This is a genomic window from Promicromonospora sukumoe 327MFSha3.1 (genome assembly GCF_000385135.1).
GTDB classification, from domain to species: Bacteria; Actinomycetota; Actinomycetes; order Actinomycetales; family Cellulomonadaceae; genus Promicromonospora; species Promicromonospora sukumoe_B.
The window spans coordinates 2021922-2036894 of sequence record NZ_ARQM01000010.1; the positions used below are offsets into that span (position 1 = coordinate 2021922).

A 14973-nucleotide genomic window follows, 5' to 3' on the forward strand; every position below is an offset into this window, starting at 1 on the left:
TTCGCATTGAGATCGGTCCAGCGGTGGACCGGTCTCAATGCAGAGTGCCGACCTCAGAGAAAACAGCCAGCCAGGGCCAGCCCTCAGAACAGGCTGCGCAGGTCCTCGACGCGGTCGGTGCGCTCCCACGTGAAGTCGGGCAGGCCGCGCCCGAAGTGCCCGTACGTGGACGTCGCCCGGTAGATCGGGCGCAGCAGGTCCAGGTCGCGCACGATCGCGGCCGGACGCAGGTCGAACACCTCGTGGATGGCCGCCGTGATCTTCGAGACGGGCACGGTCTCGGTGCCGAACGTCTCGACGTAGAGGCCCACGGGGTGCGCCTTGCCGATGGCGTAGGCGACCTGGACCTCGCAGCGCCGCGCGAGCCCGGCGGCCACGACGTTCTTGGCCACCCAGCGCATCGCGTACGCGCCCGAGCGGTCCACCTTCGACGGGTCCTTGCCGGAGAACGCCCCGCCGCCGTGGCGCGCCATGCCGCCGTAGGTGTCGACGATGATCTTGCGCCCGGTCAGGCCGGCGTCACCCTGCGGCCCGCCGATGACGAACTTACCGGTCGGGTTCACGAACTGCCGCGCGCCGCTCCAGTCGAGGCCGGCGGCCTCCAGCACGGGGGCGATCACGGTCTCGGCCACCTCGGCGTGCAGCTTCTCCTGCAGGACGTCGGCGTCGTGCTGGGTGGAGAGCACCACGGTGTCGACGGCGACGGGCCGGTCGCCGTCGTACCCGATGGTCACCTGGGTCTTGCCGTCGGGGCGCAGGCCCAGCAGCTCGCCGGACTTGCGCACGGCGGCCAGGCGCTCCGACAGGCGGTGCGCGAGCCAGCCCGCCACGGGCATGAAGGCGGGCGTCTCGTCGGACGCGTAGCCGAACATGAGGCCCTGGTCACCGGCACCCTGGGCGTCCAGCGGGTCGAGGTCGCTCGTGTCGTCGCGCATCTCGAGCGCCTTGTCGACGCCCTGCGCGATGTCGGGCGACTGCTGGCCGATCGAGACGGACACGCCGCACGAGTCGCCGTCGAACCCGATGGCGGACGACGTGTAGCCGATGCCACGCACGACGTCGCGCACGATCTGCGGGATCTCGACGTACGCCTCGGTGGTGACCTCGCCCGCGACGTGCACGAGCCCGGTCGTGACCATGGTCTCCACGGCGACGCGCGACGTCGGGTCCTGCTCCAGCAGGGCGTCGAGGATGGCGTCGCTGATCTGATCACAGACCTTGTCCGGATGACCCTCGGTCACGGACTCGGACGTGAAAAGGCGCAGCTCGCTCATGGGGCCCAGCCTAATGTCTCGCACAGCGAGAAGTCGATCCTGGCAGGTGAGACGGGGGTCACGGCAGCAGCTTGGCGACGGCGTCCCACAGGGCGTCCGCCACCTCGCGCTTGGTCCCGGAGGCCAGTCCGACGACGTCGCCGGCCCCGTCCAGGATGGTGACCTCGTTGCTCTCGGTGCCGAAACCGCGCCCGGACCCGACGGCGTTCACCGCGATCAGGTCCGCGCCCTTGCGCCGCGCCTTGGCCCGGCCGTGGTCGAGCACGCTGCCGGTGGCGTCGCCGGTCTCGGCGGCGAACCCCACCACGACCTGGTCGGCACGCAGGCGCTCGTGCGCCAGCTCCGCCAGGATGTCGGGGTTCTCGACGAGCTGGATCGGCGCGGGACCCTGCCCCGGCACCTTCTTGATCTTGGCGTCGGGCGTGGCGGCGGGCCGGAAGTCCGCCACGGCGGCGGCCATCACGACGACGTCCGCCTCGGCGCCCGCGGCCCGGACGGCCTCGCGCAGCTCGGCCGTGGACTCGACCTGCACCACGGAGCACGGGCGCGGGCCGGTGAGCACCTGGTCGGTCACGTCCGCCGCGAGGTTGGCCGCGACCAGGGTCACGACGGCGCCGCGCGCGGCGGCGGCCTGCGCCAGGGCCACGCCCTGGCGTCCGCTGGACCGGTTGCCGATGAACCGCACGGGATCGATCGCCTCGCGGGTACCCCCGGCGGAGACGACGACGCGGCGGCCGGCGAGGTCGAGGTTCTCCGTGGCGGCGGCCGCGGGGGTCTCGACAGGCTCGACCAGCGACTGCTCGACCAGCGCCGGGTCGACCAGCGAGAGCGCCTCGCGGGCGATCTCCTCCGGGTCGGGCAGGCGGCCGGGGCCGGTGTCCTTGCCCGTGAGCCGCCCCGAGGCGGGCTCGATCACGTGCACGCCCCGCTCGCGCAGGGTGGCGACGTTGGCCCGGGTCGCGGGGTGGTCCCACATCTCGGTGTGCATCGCCGGGGCGAGCACCACCGGGCAGCGCGCGGCCAGCAGCGTGGTGGTCAGCAGGTCGTCCGCCAGGCCGGCGGCGGCCCGCGCCATCAGGTCGGCCGTGGCCGGGGCCACGATCACGAGGTCCGCGTGCTGGCCCAGCGCGACGTGCTGCACGCCGGGCACGTCGTCGAACACCTCGGTGCTGACGGGCTCGCCCGAGAGCGCCTCGAAGGTCGGCGCGCCCACGAACTCCAGCGCCGCGCGGGTGGGGATCACGCGCACGGCGTGCCCCTGCTCGCGCAACAGCCGCAGCAGGAGCACCGCCTTGTACGCGGCGATGCCACCGGAGACGCCCAGGAGGATCCTCATCGGTGGTCACCCTTCGACGGGGCGCCGCCCCGCAGACAGCCGGCCCGCGTCACGTCCGGATCAGGCCGGGAACTCGGGCAGCGACTGCTCGGCCTTGGCGGCGGCAGCGGCGTCGGCCTGCGCCTGCACCTCGGCGGGGTCGACCTCCTCGATGGTGAGGAGGCCCTGGGTGATCTCGCGCATCGCGATGGAGAGGGGCTTCTCCTGGTTGCGGGTCTCGACGAGCGGGCCCACGTTCTCCAGCAGGCCCTCGTTGAGCTGCGAGTAGTACGCGTTGATCTGACGGGCACGCATGGACGCGTACAGCACGAGGCCGTACTTCGAGTCGATGCGCTCGAGCAGCTCGTCGATCGGCGGGTCGGTGATGCCCTCGGGGGCGGCGACGGTTCCGGCCATGATGAAGCTCCAGAAGTCTTGGGTGAAGGGGGAAAGTCCGAAGAAAGAGTCTACCTGCTCTGTCACCCGGAGGTGGCAGGCGGCACGCCCCTTCAGCCGACGGGTGTGGTGGAACCCACACCCATGAAGGCGACGAGCGCGTCCGTGGCGCGGTGCACGTCGTCGTTCACGATGGAGACGTCGAACTCCTCCTCGGCGGCGAGCTCGACGCGCGCCGTCGCGAGGCGTCGCTCGCGCTCCTCGGAGTCCTCGGTGCCACGCCCGACGAGCCGGCGGACGAGCTCGTCGAAGCTCGGCGGGGCGAGGAAGACGAACCGGGCCTCCAGGCCCGAGGCCGTCACCGCGTCGCGCACCTGGCGCGCACCCTGGAGGTCGATCTCCAGGAGCACGGGGACCCCGGCGGCGAGCTTCTGCTCCACCGGTCGCCGTGGCGTCCCGTACCGGTTACGACCGTGCACCACGGCCCACTCGAGCATCTCGCCGGCGGCGACCATACGGTCGAACTCCTCCGACGACACGAACAGGTAGTGCACTCCGTCCACCTCGCCCGGGCGCGGCGACCTGGTGGTCGCCGACACGGAGAGCCAGACCTGCGGATAGCGGTCCCGCACGTCGGCGGAGACCGTGCCCTTGCCCACCGCGGTGGGACCTGCGAGCACGGTCAGCCGTGCGGGTTGTGTCGTACTGATCTCAGCCAAACCTCTCGATGAGCGCCGCCGACTGGTGCGGTCCGAGGCCTCGGACGCGGCGGGTCTCGGCGATCCCGATCTCTTCCATGATCGCCCTGGCCTTAACCTTACCGACACCTGGCAGCGACTCGAGCAACGAGACGACCTTGAGCTTGCCGACGACGTCGTCCTTCTGGCCCTGCTCGATGACCTCCCTCAGGGAACCTTGCGAGTACTTGAGCTTGTTCTTGATCTCTGCCCGCGCGCGTCGCGCCTCGGCTGCCTTCTCGAGTGCTGCCGCACGCTGCTCGGGTGTGAGGGGTGGTAGTGCCACGCAAGTCACCTACTCGTCTCTCGACCGGTCTTCTGACTCGGGACGTCGGTCCTCGCTCGGGCCCGATGCCCAAGTCCGTGACCTGGCCCGCAACCGGTCTGGTGTGAACTGCTGCATCGAAAGTAGCCATCGCCTCAGTGGTCGGCAATCGCAGAACGCCACTTCGTGAAAACTCATGCACCCGAGCAAATAGGCATTTAGTACATTCCACAACAAAGCGCCCACGATCCGTAGGGATCGTGGGCGCTTTGTCCAACCCGTGTCCAACGTGTCGGTCAACCGAAAAAATCAGCCACGCAGGGCGTCGGTCGCCTCCCGCGCGGCGTCGCGCGCCGCGCTCACCAGCGCCTCCGGGGTCGGTCCGGCCCCAAGCACCGCCCGGGACGACGACGCCAGGACGTTCCGCCGGGCCTCGCCGAAGGTCGTGGCGAGCTCCCGCTCCCCCGCCCCCTGCGCGCCGACGCCGGGGGCCAGCAGCGGGCCGTTGACGGCGACCAGGTCGGTCCCCGTGGCGGCCACCGCGTCGCCGATCGTCGCGCCCACCACGAGGCCGACCGAGCCCATGGGCTCCGCCCCCGCGTTGAGCACGGCCGCGTGGGCCGCCATGAGCGCGGCGACAGAGACGCCGTTCCCCTCCTCACCCTCGGCCGCACCCTCGGCACGGCGCACCGCATGCTGCACCTCGAAGCCCTCCTTGTTGGAGGTGAGGCACAGCACGAACAGCCCGCGCCCCGTGGCCGTGGCCAGCTCGACGGCGGGCGTCAGCGAGCCGAACCCCAGGTAGGGCGAGACCGTCAGCGCGTCGCCGGCCAGGGGCGAGCCGTCCGCCAGGAACGCCTCGGCGTAGGCCCCCATGGTCGACCCGATGTCGCCGCGCTTGGCGTCGATGATCGTGAGGGAGCCCGTGCTGCCAGAACCCGTCGCGCGGGCCGCCGCGATCACCTCCTCCAGCACCGCCAGGCCGCGCGAGCCGTGCCGCTCGAAGAACGCGGCCTGCGGCTTGAAGGCCGCGACCCGGCCCCCGAGCGCGTCCACGACCCGCAGGGAGAACTCCCGTAGGCCCGAGACGTCGTCGGGCAGGCCCCAGGCGTGCAGGAGCGACGCGTGCGGGTCGATGCCCACGCACAGGGGCCCGTGCTCGTCCATGGCCGCGGCCAGGCGTGCGCCGAACGGCACCGCGCGGTCGGGAGAGCCCCCGCTCACGCGTGCACCCCGGCCACGGCACCCGCGTGCGCCGCCGCGCGCCGCGCCGTCGTGGCGGCCGTGTGCTCCTGCAGGCTCGCCACCTCGAACGGGCCGGCGAGCACCGCCTCGATGCCCTGCACCGCGGCGGCGAGCTGGTCGACCGTGGTCGCGATCGGCTTGTCGGCCGCCGTCGTCGCCGCGCGGATCTCGTAGCCGTCCGCGCGGGCGCCCTGGCCCGACGGCGAGTTCACCACGAGGTCGATCTGCCCCTCGGTGATGAGCCCCACGACGGTGAGCTCGCCGTCCGGCCCGCGGCCCTCGGTGTGCTTGCGCACCTCGGTGGCCTCGATGCCGTTGCGGCGCAGCACGTTCGCGGTACCGGCCGTGGCCAGCACCTTGAAGCCGAGCTCGACCAGACGCTTGACGGGGAAGACCACGTGCCGCTTGTCGCTGTCGGCCACCGACACGAACACCGTGCCCGACGTCGGCAGCCCGCCGAACGCCGCCGCCTGCGACTTGGCGAACGCGTGCGGGAAGTCCTTGTCGAAGCCCATGACCTCGCCCGTGGAGCGCATCTCCGGGCCGAGCACCGAGTCGACGACCAGGCCCTCGCGGGTCCGGAACCGCTTGAACGGCAGCACGGCCTCCTTGACGGCCAGCGGCGCGCCCAGGTCGAGCGTGGCGCCGTCGTGCTCCGGGAGCACCCCGGCCGCCCGCAGGTCGGCGATGGACTCGCCGACCATCACGCGGGCCGCGGCCTTGGCCAGCGGCGTGCCCGTCGCCTTGGAGACGAACGGCACGGTGCGCGACGCGCGGGGGTTGGCCTCCAGCACGTACAGGACGTCGCTCACGAGCGCGTACTGGACGTTGAGCAGGCCGCGCACGCCGACGCCCTTGGCGATGGCCTCGGTGGAGCGGCGGATGCGCGCGATCTCGGTCTCGCTCAGCGACACCGGGGGCAGCACGCACGCCGAGTCGCCGGAGTGGATGCCGGCTTCCTCGATGTGCTCCATGACGCCGCCCAGGAACAGCTCCTCGCCGTCGTACAGCGCGTCGACGTCGATCTCCATCGCGTCGTCGAGGAACCGGTCGATGAGCAGCGGGGCGGCCAGCGTGCCCGGGGCGCCGTCGCGCGCGGCGGCCGCCGCGCTCTCGGCCAGGGCCCGCTCGACGTAGCCGGTGAGCTGGTCCTCGCTGTAGACGATCTCCATGCCGCGGCCGCCGAGCACGTAGGAGGGGCGCACGAGCACCGGGTAGCCGATGCCCTCGGCGACGTCGCGGGCCTGGGCCAGCGACCGGGCCGTGCCGAACGCGGGGGCCGGCAGGCCGGCGTCGAGCAGGACCTGGCCGAAGATGCCGCGGTCCTCGGCGGCGTCGATGGCCTCGGGGCTGGTGCCGAGGATCGGCAGGCCGGCCTCGGCCAGGCGCCGGGCGAGGCTCAGCGGCGTCTGCCCGCCGAGCTGGACGATGATGCCCTTGACCGGGCCGGCGGCGAGCTCGGCCTGGTAGACCTCCAGGACGTCCTCGAAGGTCAGCGGCTCGAAGTACAGGCGGTCGGACGTGTCGTAGTCCGTCGAGACCGTCTCGGGGTTGCAGTTGACCATGACGGTCTCGTACTTCTCCGCCAGCGCCAGGGTGGCGTGCACGCAGGAGTAGTCGAACTCGATGCCCTGGCCGATGCGGTTGGGGCCCGAGCCGAGGATGATCACGGCCTCCCGCTCGCGGGGCGCGACCTCGGACTCGGAGTCGTAGCTCGAGTAGTGGTACGGGGTCTTGGCCGCGAACTCGGCCGCACAGGTGTCCACGGTCTTGTAGACCGGGCGGACGCCGAGGGCGTGCCGGATCTCGCGCACCGTGGCCTCGCCGGAGCCGCTCATGCCGCGCAGCGCCGCCACCTGGGCGTCGGAGAGGCCGTGCCGCTTGGCGTGCCGCAGCACGTCCTCGGTCAGCGTGGGCGACGTCGCGACCTGCTCGGCGACCTCGTTGACGAGCTGGATCTGGTCGAGGAACCAGGGGTCGATCTTGGTGTGCTCGAAGACCTCCTCGAGCGTGGTGCCGCCCGGCACGCCGACCGAGCGCAGGGCCTGCTGGACCTGCACCAGGCGCTGCTCGGTGGGCCGCTCGATCTCCTTGAGCAGCGTGGCGAGCTCGTCGCCGACCGGGGCGTCGCCGTCCCAGTGGAACGTCACGCCGCCCTTGTCGATGGAGCGCAGGGCCTTGCCGAGCGCCTCGGTGAAGTTGCGGCCCAGCGCCATGGCCTCGCCCACCGACTTCATGGTGGTGGTCAGCGTGTCGTCGGCGGCGGGGAACTTCTCGAACGCGAACCGCGGCACCTTGACCACGACGTAGTCGAGCGTGGGCTCGAAGCTCGCGGGCGTCACCTTGGTGATGTCGTTCGGGATCTCGTCCAGCGTGTAGCCGACGGCGAGCTTGGCGGCGATCTTGGCGATCGGGAAGCCGGTCGCCTTCGAGGCCAGCGCCGAGGAGCGCGACACGCGGGGGTTCATCTCGATGACGATGATGCGGCCGTCGGCCGGGTCGATCGCGAACTGGATGTTGCAGCCACCCGTGTCGACGCCGACCTCGCGGATCACGGCGATGCCGATGTCGCGCAGCTTCTGGTACTCGCGGTCGGTGAGCGTCAGCGCGGGCGCGACGGTCACGGAGTCGCCGGTGTGCACGCCCACGGGGTCGACGTTCTCGATGGAGCAGACGACCACGACGTTGTCGTTCCGGTCGCGCATGAGCTCGAGCTCGTACTCCTTCCACCCCAGGATGGACTCCTCAAGGAGCACCTCCGTGGTGGGCGAGTAGTGCAGGCCCTGCCCGACGATGCGGTGCAGGTCCGCCTCGTCGTAGGCCAGGCCGGAGCCCAGGCCGCCCATGGTGAACGACGGGCGCACGACCATCGGGTAGCCGAGCACCTCGGCGGCCTTGAGGGCCTCGTCGATCGTGTGCACGATCTCCGAGCGCGCCGACTCGCCGCCGCACTTGGTGACGACGTCCTTGAACTGCTGGCGGTCCTCGCCCTTCTGGATGGCGGGGATGTTGGCGCCGATCAGCTCGACGCCGTACTTCTCCAGCACGCCCGCCTCGTCCAGCGCGATGGCGGCGTTGAGCGCCGTCTGACCACCCAGGGTGGGCAGCAGCGCGTCGGGGCGCTCCTTGGCGATGATCGTGGTCAGGACCTCGGTGGTGATGGGCTCCACGTACGTGGCGTCCGCGAACTCCGGGTCGGTCATGATCGTGGCCGGGTTGGAGTTGACCAGGATGACCCGCAGGCCCTCCTCCTTCAGGACGCGGCAGGCCTGGGTCCCGGAGTAGTCGAACTCGCAGGCCTGGCCGATGACGATCGGGCCGGACCCGATCACCAGGACCGAGGAGATGTCGGTACGACGAGGCATCAGTGGTTCTCCTCGGAGTTGAGCTGTGCTGCTGCGGGCTGTGCTGCTGCGGGGGCGGGCTGGGTGGTGAGGGCCGGCGGCCAGGCCGTCGGGTTCGTCATCAGGCCGACGAAGCGGTCGAACAGGTACGCGGCGTCGTGCGGGCCGGCGGCGGCCTCCGGGTGGTACTGCACCGAGAACGCGGGCCGGTCGAGGCAGGTCAGCCCCTCCACGACCTGGTCGTTCAGGCCCACGTGCGAGACGACGACGCGGCCGTAGCGTCCGCCGTCGTGCGGGGCGTCGGAGATCGCGGGCGAGCCGTCCTCGGCGAACACCGGCGCGTCGACGGCGAAGCCGTGGTTGTGCGCCGTGACCTCGACCTTGGCGGTCGTGCGGTCCAGCACCGGCTGGTTGATGCCGCGGTGGCCGTAGCCCAGCTTGTAGGTGCCGTAGCCGAGCGCGCGGCCCAGGAGCTGGTTGCCGAAGCAGATGCCGAAGAACGGGATGCCCTGGTCCAGGACGGCGCGCAGCAGCTCCACCTCGTGGCCGGCGGCGCCGGGGTCGCCGGGGCCGTTGGAGAAGAAGACGCCGCGGGGGGCGTCGTCGGGCAGGTCCGCGAAGACGCCCAGGACGTCGTCGGCCGTCGAGGACTGGGGCACGACGACGACGCGCACGCCGCGCTCCGCCAGCCGTGCCGGCGTCATGGCCTTGATGCCCAGGTCGACCGCGACCACGGTCGCGACCGGCGGCTGGCCGGCGTGCTCGCCGGACGGCTCGACCGTGTAGGCCTCCTGGGTGGAGACCTCGGGGGCCAGGTTGGCGCCCGCCATCTGCGGGGACGCCTGCACCTCGGCCACGAGCTCCTCGACGGGGCGCGGGTAGCCGCCGCGCACCAGGTCGTCGCCGGAGAAGATCCCGGCGCGCATCACGCCCTCCTCGCGCAGGCGACGGGTCAGCGCGCGGGTGTCGACGTCGGAGATGCCGACGACGCCCTGCGCGGCCAGCTCCTCACCGAGGGAGCGCTGCGCGCGCCAGTTCGAGACGCGGCGCGCGGGGTCGCGGACCACGTAGCCCGAGACCCAGATGCGGCCCGACTCGGGGTCCTCGTCGTTGACGCCCGTGTTGCCCACGTGCGGCGCCGTCATGACGACGATCTGCCGGTGGTACGAAGGGTCGGTCAGCGTCTCCTGGTAGCCGGTCATGCCGGTGGAGAAGACGATCTCGCCGAACGACGTGCCGGTGGCGCCGTAGGCGCGGCCGCGGTAGGTGGTGCCGTCCTCGAGGACCAGCGCTGCGGTAGTCGTGTGTGCCGGCGTCTGCGCCGGCGTGCTTGCCGGCGTGTCTGCGGGCGTCATCGGGATGGTCACCGGGCCTCCTGCTGGTGCGGGTACTGCTGGTGCGGGTACTGCTGTTCAAGATGCTGGGCCTGCTGGCTGTGCTGCTGGGCGTGCTGCTGCTGGGCGGCGAGCAGGTGGCGGACGGCGTCCACCAGGCCGCCGCGGTCCTCGGCCCTGCGCGTGCGCAGGCCGGTGTCGACCAGGGCGGCGGGCACGCCGTCGGCCTCCGGGACGGCCCAGGTGAGGACGACGAGCCCGTCCGTGCCGACGTACTTGCCGGCCATGCCCGGGGCGAGGCCCGTGCTGCGGATCTCGGTCACCGGAAGCCAGAGGTCGGCGGTGCCGTCGCGCTCGATGAGCACGCCGCCCTGCCCGGCCTCGCCGCCGTGCACGGAGACGACCGCGTGCGCGCGGTCGCCGAGGCCGTGCGCGCCCACGCGGGCGAGCCAGTCGCCGTGCAGCGTGGTCGAGACGTAGACGGCCTCCACGGGGCCGAAGCGGACGGCGCCGACGCTGTCAGCCGTGGGCGCGACCGGCGGGACCGGGACGACTGTCGTGGTGCGCTGCGCGAGCCGACGTCGGCCGATGAGGGTCACGTACAGCACGAGGAAGATCGCCAGGGCGATCATCAGGGCTACGGCGAGGATCTTCATCGGCCGGCTCCTTCCAGAGCTGCGTTGTTCCAGCTGTTGCTCTGCGAGCTGGTGGTGTCCACGACCGCGCCGTCCAGGACCGTGGCACGTCCCCGCAGGAACGTCGCGACGACGCGGCCCGGCAGCTCCATCCCGCCGAACGGGGTGTTGTCGCTGGCCGTGACCTGGGTGCGGCCGTCGATCGCGCGGGTGGCACCCGCGTCCACGAGGGTCAGGTTGGCGGGCTCGCCGACGGCGATCGGGCGGCCCTGCGTCGCGTCGATCCGGCCGATGCGGGCCGGGTTCTGCGAGAGCACGCGGGCGACGTCGGCCCAGGTCATGCGGCCTGTGTCGACCATGGTCTGCTGGACCACGGACAGCGCGGTCTCCAGGCCGGTCATGCCGAACGCCGCCGAGGACCACTCGCAGCCCTTGTCCTCGACCGGGTGCGGGGCGTGGTCGGTGGCGACGATGTCGATGGTGCCGTCGGCCAGGCCGGCGCGGACCGCCTCGACGTCGGCGGCGGTGCGCAGCGGCGGGTTCACCTTGAACACCGGGTCGTAGTCGCGGGCGAGCTCGTCGGTGAGCACCAGGTGGTGCGGCGTCACCTCGGCGGTGACGTCGATGCCGCGGCCCTTGGCCCAGCGGATGATCTCCACCGAGCCCGCCGTCGAGAGGTGGCAGACGTGCAGGCGCGAGCCCACGTGCTCGGCCAGCAGCACGTCGCGGGCGATGATCGACTCCTCGGCCACCGCGGGCCAGCCCGTCAGGCCGATCTGCGCGGAGACGACGCCCTCGTTCATCTGGGCGCCCTCGGTCAGGCGCGGCTCCTGCGCGTGCTGGGCCACGACGCCGTCGAACGCCTTGACGTACTCCAGCGCACGACGCATCAGGACCGGGTCGTGCACGCACTTGCCGTCGTCCGAGAAGACGCGGACGCGGGCGGCGGAGTCGGCCATGGCGCCGAGCTCGGCGAGCTTCTCCCCGTCCAGGCCCACCGTGACCGCGCCGACGGGGTGCACGTCCACCCAGCCGGCCTCCTGGCCGAGCCGGTAGACCTGCTCGACGACGCCGGCGGTGTCCTGCGTCGGCGTCGTGTTGGCCATGGCGTGCACCGCGGTGAACCCGCCCGCCGCGGCGGCGCGGGTGCCCGAGAACACCGTCTCGGCGTCCTCCCGGCCCGGCTCGCGCAGGTGGGTGTGCAGGTCGACGAGGCCGGGCAGGAGCACCAGCCCGCTGCTGTCGCCGTCCTGGGCAGCCGCCTGGGCCGCGACCTCGTGCGCGCCCTCGGGCACCTCGACCGTCCCCGGCGCGCCGATCGCGGCGACCACGCCGTCCGCGAGCACGACGTCGACCGGGTCCGTGCCGTAGGGACGCACCCCACGCAGGACGTAGGTCGTGGTTGAAGGGGTGCTCACAGGGCGGTCCTCTCGTCGGTGCTGGAACTCGTGCTGGTGCTCGTGCTGCTCGTGCTGCTGTTCGTGCTCGCGATGTCGCCGGACAGCAGCAGGTACAGGGCGGCCATCCGGACGGCGACGCCGTTGGCCACCTGCTCCACGATCACGGAGCGCGGGTGGTCGGCGGCGGCCGCCGAGATCTCCAGGCCGCGGTTCATCGGCCCGGGGTGCATCACGATCGCGTGGTCCGGCAGGACCGCGAGCCGCCGGGCGTCGAACCCGAACTTGCGGCTGTACTCCATGGGGCTCGGGAAGAACGCCCCCGAACCGCCCGACATCCGCTCACGCTGCACCCGCAGCATCATGACCGCATCCGGCTGCCACTGCTCGAGCGTCTCGTCCAGGTGGTACGAGACGCGGCACGGCCAGGTCTCCACGCCCACCGGCACGAGCGTCGGGGGCGCGACCAGGGTGACCTCGGCGCCGAGGGTGTGCAGCAGGTACACGTTCGAGCGCGCGACGCGGGAGTGCAGCACGTCGCCGACGATCGCGATGCGCAGCCCGGCCAGGTCGGCGCCGACCGAGGCGTCGGCGCCTCGTCCGTCGTCACCCACACGGCCCACCAGGTGCCGGCGGATCGTGAACGCGTCCAGCAGCGCCTGCGTGGGGTGCTGGTGCATGCCGTCGCCCGCGTTGAGGACGGCCGCGTCGAGCCAGCCGGCGTGCGCGAGCTGGTGCGCCGCGCCCGAGGCCCAGTGGCGCACCACCACGGCGTCGGCGCCCATGGCGTGCAGCGTGAGGGCCGTGTCCTTGAGCGACTCGCCCTTCGACACGCTCGACCCCTTGGCCGAGAAGTTGATCACGTCGGCCGACAGACGCTTGGCCGCCGTCTCGAACGAGATCCGGGTACGCGTGGAGTCCTCGTAGAACAGGTTCACCACGGTGCGGCCGCGCAGCGTCGGCAGCTTCTTGTTCTCGCGCGACTGCGTGGCCGCCATCTGTGCGGAGGTGTCCAGGAGCAGGATCGCGTCGTCCTTGGACAGGCCCTGGGTGGTCAGGAGGTGCTTCACCGGGCGCTCCTCTCGTCGGCGTCGTTCTCAGGAGCGGCGTTCTCAGGAGCGGCGTTCTCGCCGGCGAAGTCGGTGGCCGCGCTGTCCGTGGGTGCCCCGCTGATGACGACGGCGTCGGCTCCCCCGTCGACGTCGGCCAGCCGGACCCGCACGCGCTCGCTGCGCGAGGTGGGCAGGTTCTTGCCGACGTAGTCGGCGCGGATCGGCAGTTCGCGGTGGCCGCGGTCGACGAGCGCGGCGAGCTGGACCACGCGGGGGCGGCCGAGGTCGTTCAGGGCGTCGAGCGCGGCGCGGATGGTGCGGCCGGAGAAGAGGACGTCGTCCACGAGGACGACCACCTTGTCGTCGATCGTGCCGTCCAGGCTGCCGGGCAGGACCGTCTGCCCGACGGCGCGCGTGGGCTGACGGCGCAGGTCGTCGCGGTACATGGTCACGTCGAGCGTGCCGAACTCACCGCTGAAGGCGGGCTCGATCTGCGCGAGGCGCTCGGCCAGCCGCTCGGCGAGCTGGACGCCGCGCGTCGGGATGCCGAGGAGGACCAGGTCGGCGGCGCCCTTGTTGCGCTCCACGATCTCGTGGGCGATGCGGGTCAGCGCCCGGGCGATGTCGGCCTCGCCGAGCACGGTCCGCGCGGCGGCGGTGCCGGGAGCGGTGCTCGGGGTGTCGCTGGGGGTCTCGCTGGTGCTGCCGGGGGTGGTGCTGGATTCGGGCATGCGGCTGCCAGGATGCATCTGGCGACCTCCTTCTCCGCCTCACGGGACGGGATTAAAGGGAGTCTGACAGCCACCACCTTAACCCGCTCCGCCGGGGCGAGATGCCGAGGTCACGACCCGCCGGAAGGGGCGTTGCTCACACCGGCGCGGGCTGGGCGGCGGCGGGCTGGGCGGCGGTGGGCTGGGCGGCGGTGAGCCGGGCCGGCACGGGTGCCGGCCCGGCTCGGGCGTACGCAGCTTCGATGCGGCGCCTCAGCCGCGCTCGCGCTTCTCCAGCTCTTCCGCGATGCCGGCGATCCGACCCAGGCGGGCCTCCCACGCGTCCCCGATGCGCTCGAGCCGGCGGCCCAGGGCGGTCAGCTCGGCGCCGAGAGCGCGGTAGCGCCGCTCGCGCCCCACCGACCACGACTCGACCAGCCCGGCCGCCTCGAGCACGACGAGATGCTTGGCGATCGCCTGCCGCGTCACCGGCAGCCGCGCGGCGAGGGCGGACGCGGTCAGGCCGGCGGCGGGGTCGGCGGCGGTCAGACCGGAGGCGGGGCCGGCGGCAGAAGCTGTGACGTCCCCCGTGGCCTCCCCGCCCGACAGCGCCTCGAGCACGGCCCAGCGGGTCTCGTCCCCGAGCGCCGCGAACGCGGCGACGGGCGACGCCGGAACCGGCGCCGGCGCTCCGACCGCAGAGTTCGTCACGCCGGTCACCACGACCGCGACTCGACGTACTCGACGAGCTCGTCCAGCTCGACGTCCCAGCCCTCGCGGTTGCCGTCCAGCGCGGCGCGGACGGCGTCGTCGGTGTCACCCGTGAAGCCGGTCTCGTGCACCGTGAGGTAGGTGCCGGCGCCGTCGGGCTCCAGGGTGAACGTGGCCTCGGTCATGATGTCAGGGTCCTCCGCGGACTGGCCCCAGCGATAGGCGAGCAGGCGGCCCGGCTCCACCCGGGTGACCTCGAAGGCGAACCAGCCGTAGCCCTCGAAGTGCAGCCGACCCGTGGTGCCGGGCGCGAACGGGCCGCCGTCCTCGGTCTCGCAGCCGTCGCCGAACCAGCCGGCGACGTGCTCGGGCTCGGAGATGGCGCGCCAGACGGCGTCGGGGCCGGCCGCGACACGGACGGTACGGGTGACCGAACGCTCGGCGACGTCGACGCTGGCACGGGGCTGAGTGGTGGTCATGATGTCCTCCGAAGCGACGAGAGCCTTGACGCAACCATTTGGTTGCGCTTCTACGATGCGCCTTCGATCGAAGATACGC

General features: G+C 72.4%; 14 protein-coding genes. All 14 read right to left on the reverse strand.

Annotated features, from left to right (window positions below):
- Window positions 1-83 precede the first annotated feature (83 nt).
- Window positions 84-1274, reverse strand: coding sequence for a methionine adenosyltransferase (gene metK / locus H291_RS0112810; RefSeq protein ID WP_020015399.1), 1191 nt, complete (start codon window positions 1272-1274; stop codon window positions 84-86).
- 58 nt (window positions 1275-1332) lie between these two features.
- Window positions 1333-2610, reverse strand: a complete 1278-nt coding sequence (gene coaBC, locus H291_RS0112815; RefSeq protein ID WP_020015400.1) for a bifunctional phosphopantothenoylcysteine decarboxylase/phosphopantothenate--cysteine ligase CoaBC — start codon at window positions 2608-2610, stop codon at window positions 1333-1335.
- A gap of 60 nt (window positions 2611-2670) precedes the next feature.
- Window positions 2671-3006, reverse strand: coding sequence for a DNA-directed RNA polymerase subunit omega (gene rpoZ / locus H291_RS0112820; RefSeq protein WP_020015401.1), 336 nt, complete (start codon window positions 3004-3006; stop codon window positions 2671-2673).
- A gap of 92 nt (window positions 3007-3098) precedes the next feature.
- Window positions 3099-3665 carry a guanylate kinase gene (gmk, locus tag H291_RS0112825; RefSeq protein ID WP_033325942.1) on the reverse strand — a complete coding sequence of 189 codons (567 nt, stop codon included), beginning with the start codon at window positions 3663-3665 and terminating at the stop codon, window positions 3099-3101.
- A gap of 31 nt (window positions 3666-3696) precedes the next feature.
- A complete protein-coding gene (mihF, locus tag H291_RS0112830; RefSeq protein WP_020015403.1) occupies window positions 3697-4008 on the reverse strand; it encodes an integration host factor, actinobacterial type in 312 nt (103 codons plus the stop codon).
- A 288-nt stretch (window positions 4009-4296) separates the two neighbouring features.
- On the reverse strand, window positions 4297-5211 hold the full coding sequence (pyrF, locus tag H291_RS0112835; RefSeq protein ID WP_026365702.1) for an orotidine-5'-phosphate decarboxylase: 915 nt from the start codon (window positions 5209-5211) through the stop codon (window positions 4297-4299).
- A complete protein-coding gene (gene carB, locus H291_RS0112840) occupies window positions 5208-8597 on the reverse strand; it encodes a carbamoyl-phosphate synthase large subunit (protein ID WP_020015405.1) in 3390 nt (1129 codons plus the stop codon). The genes pyrF and carB overlap by 4 nt, the downstream gene beginning before the upstream one ends.
- Window positions 8597-9931 (reverse strand): glutamine-hydrolyzing carbamoyl-phosphate synthase small subunit, encoded by a 1335-nt coding sequence (gene carA, locus H291_RS0112845; RefSeq protein WP_033326761.1) that lies wholly within the window; start codon window positions 9929-9931, stop codon window positions 8597-8599. Before carA ends, carB begins: the two co-directional genes overlap by 1 nt.
- 8 nt (window positions 9932-9939) lie before the next feature.
- Window positions 9940-10566 carry a PH-like domain-containing protein gene (locus H291_RS0112850; protein WP_020015407.1) on the reverse strand — a complete coding sequence of 209 codons (627 nt, stop codon included), beginning with the start codon at window positions 10564-10566 and terminating at the stop codon, window positions 9940-9942.
- Window positions 10563-11963: a dihydroorotase gene (locus H291_RS0112855; protein WP_051109419.1), complete on the reverse strand. Its 1401-nt coding sequence runs from the start codon at window positions 11961-11963 to the stop codon at window positions 10563-10565. Before H291_RS0112855 ends, H291_RS0112850 begins: the two co-directional genes overlap by 4 nt.
- On the reverse strand, window positions 11960-13012 hold the full coding sequence (locus H291_RS0112860) for an aspartate carbamoyltransferase catalytic subunit (protein ID WP_020015409.1): 1053 nt from the start codon (window positions 13010-13012) through the stop codon (window positions 11960-11962). Before H291_RS0112860 ends, H291_RS0112855 begins: the two co-directional genes overlap by 4 nt.
- Window positions 13009-13725 (reverse strand): bifunctional pyr operon transcriptional regulator/uracil phosphoribosyltransferase PyrR, encoded by a 717-nt coding sequence (gene pyrR / locus H291_RS0112865; RefSeq protein WP_020015410.1) that lies wholly within the window; start codon window positions 13723-13725, stop codon window positions 13009-13011. The genes H291_RS0112860 and pyrR overlap by 4 nt, the downstream gene beginning before the upstream one ends.
- A 252-nt stretch (window positions 13726-13977) precedes the next feature.
- Window positions 13978-14415 (reverse strand): ArsR/SmtB family transcription factor, encoded by a 438-nt coding sequence (locus H291_RS32545; RefSeq protein ID WP_051109489.1) that lies wholly within the window; start codon window positions 14413-14415, stop codon window positions 13978-13980.
- Window positions 14416-14420: 5 nt separating this feature from the next.
- A complete protein-coding gene (locus tag H291_RS0112875) occupies window positions 14421-14894 on the reverse strand; it encodes an SRPBCC domain-containing protein (RefSeq protein WP_020015412.1) in 474 nt (157 codons plus the stop codon).
- Between the last annotated feature and the right edge of the window lie 79 nt (window positions 14895-14973).

Excerpts from the sequence above, each read along its gene's own strand:
- H291_RS0112850 (WP_020015407.1), bottom strand. The coding sequence starts at position 10,566 with ATGAAGATCCTCGCCGTAGCCCTGATGATCGCCCTGGCGATCTTCCTC.
- carA (WP_033326761.1), bottom strand. The coding sequence starts at position 9,931 with ATGACGCCCGCAGACACGCCGGCAAGCACGCCGGCGCAGACGCCGGCA.
- coaBC (WP_020015400.1), bottom strand. The coding sequence starts at position 2,610 with ATGAGGATCCTCCTGGGCGTCTCCGGTGGCATCGCCGCGTACAAGGCG.
- H291_RS0112875 (WP_020015412.1), bottom strand. The coding sequence starts at position 14,894 with ATGACCACCACTCAGCCCCGTGCCAGCGTCGACGTCGCCGAGCGTTCG.
- carB (WP_020015405.1), bottom strand. The coding sequence starts at position 8,597 with ATGCCTCGTCGTACCGACATCTCCTCGGTCCTGGTGATCGGGTCCGGC.
- metK (WP_020015399.1), bottom strand. The coding sequence starts at position 1,274 with ATGAGCGAGCTGCGCCTTTTCACGTCCGAGTCCGTGACCGAGGGTCAT.
- pyrR (WP_020015410.1), bottom strand. The coding sequence starts at position 13,725 with ATGCCCGAATCCAGCACCACCCCCGGCAGCACCAGCGAGACCCCCAGC.
- rpoZ (WP_020015401.1), bottom strand. The coding sequence starts at position 3,006 with ATGGCCGGAACCGTCGCCGCCCCCGAGGGCATCACCGACCCGCCGATC.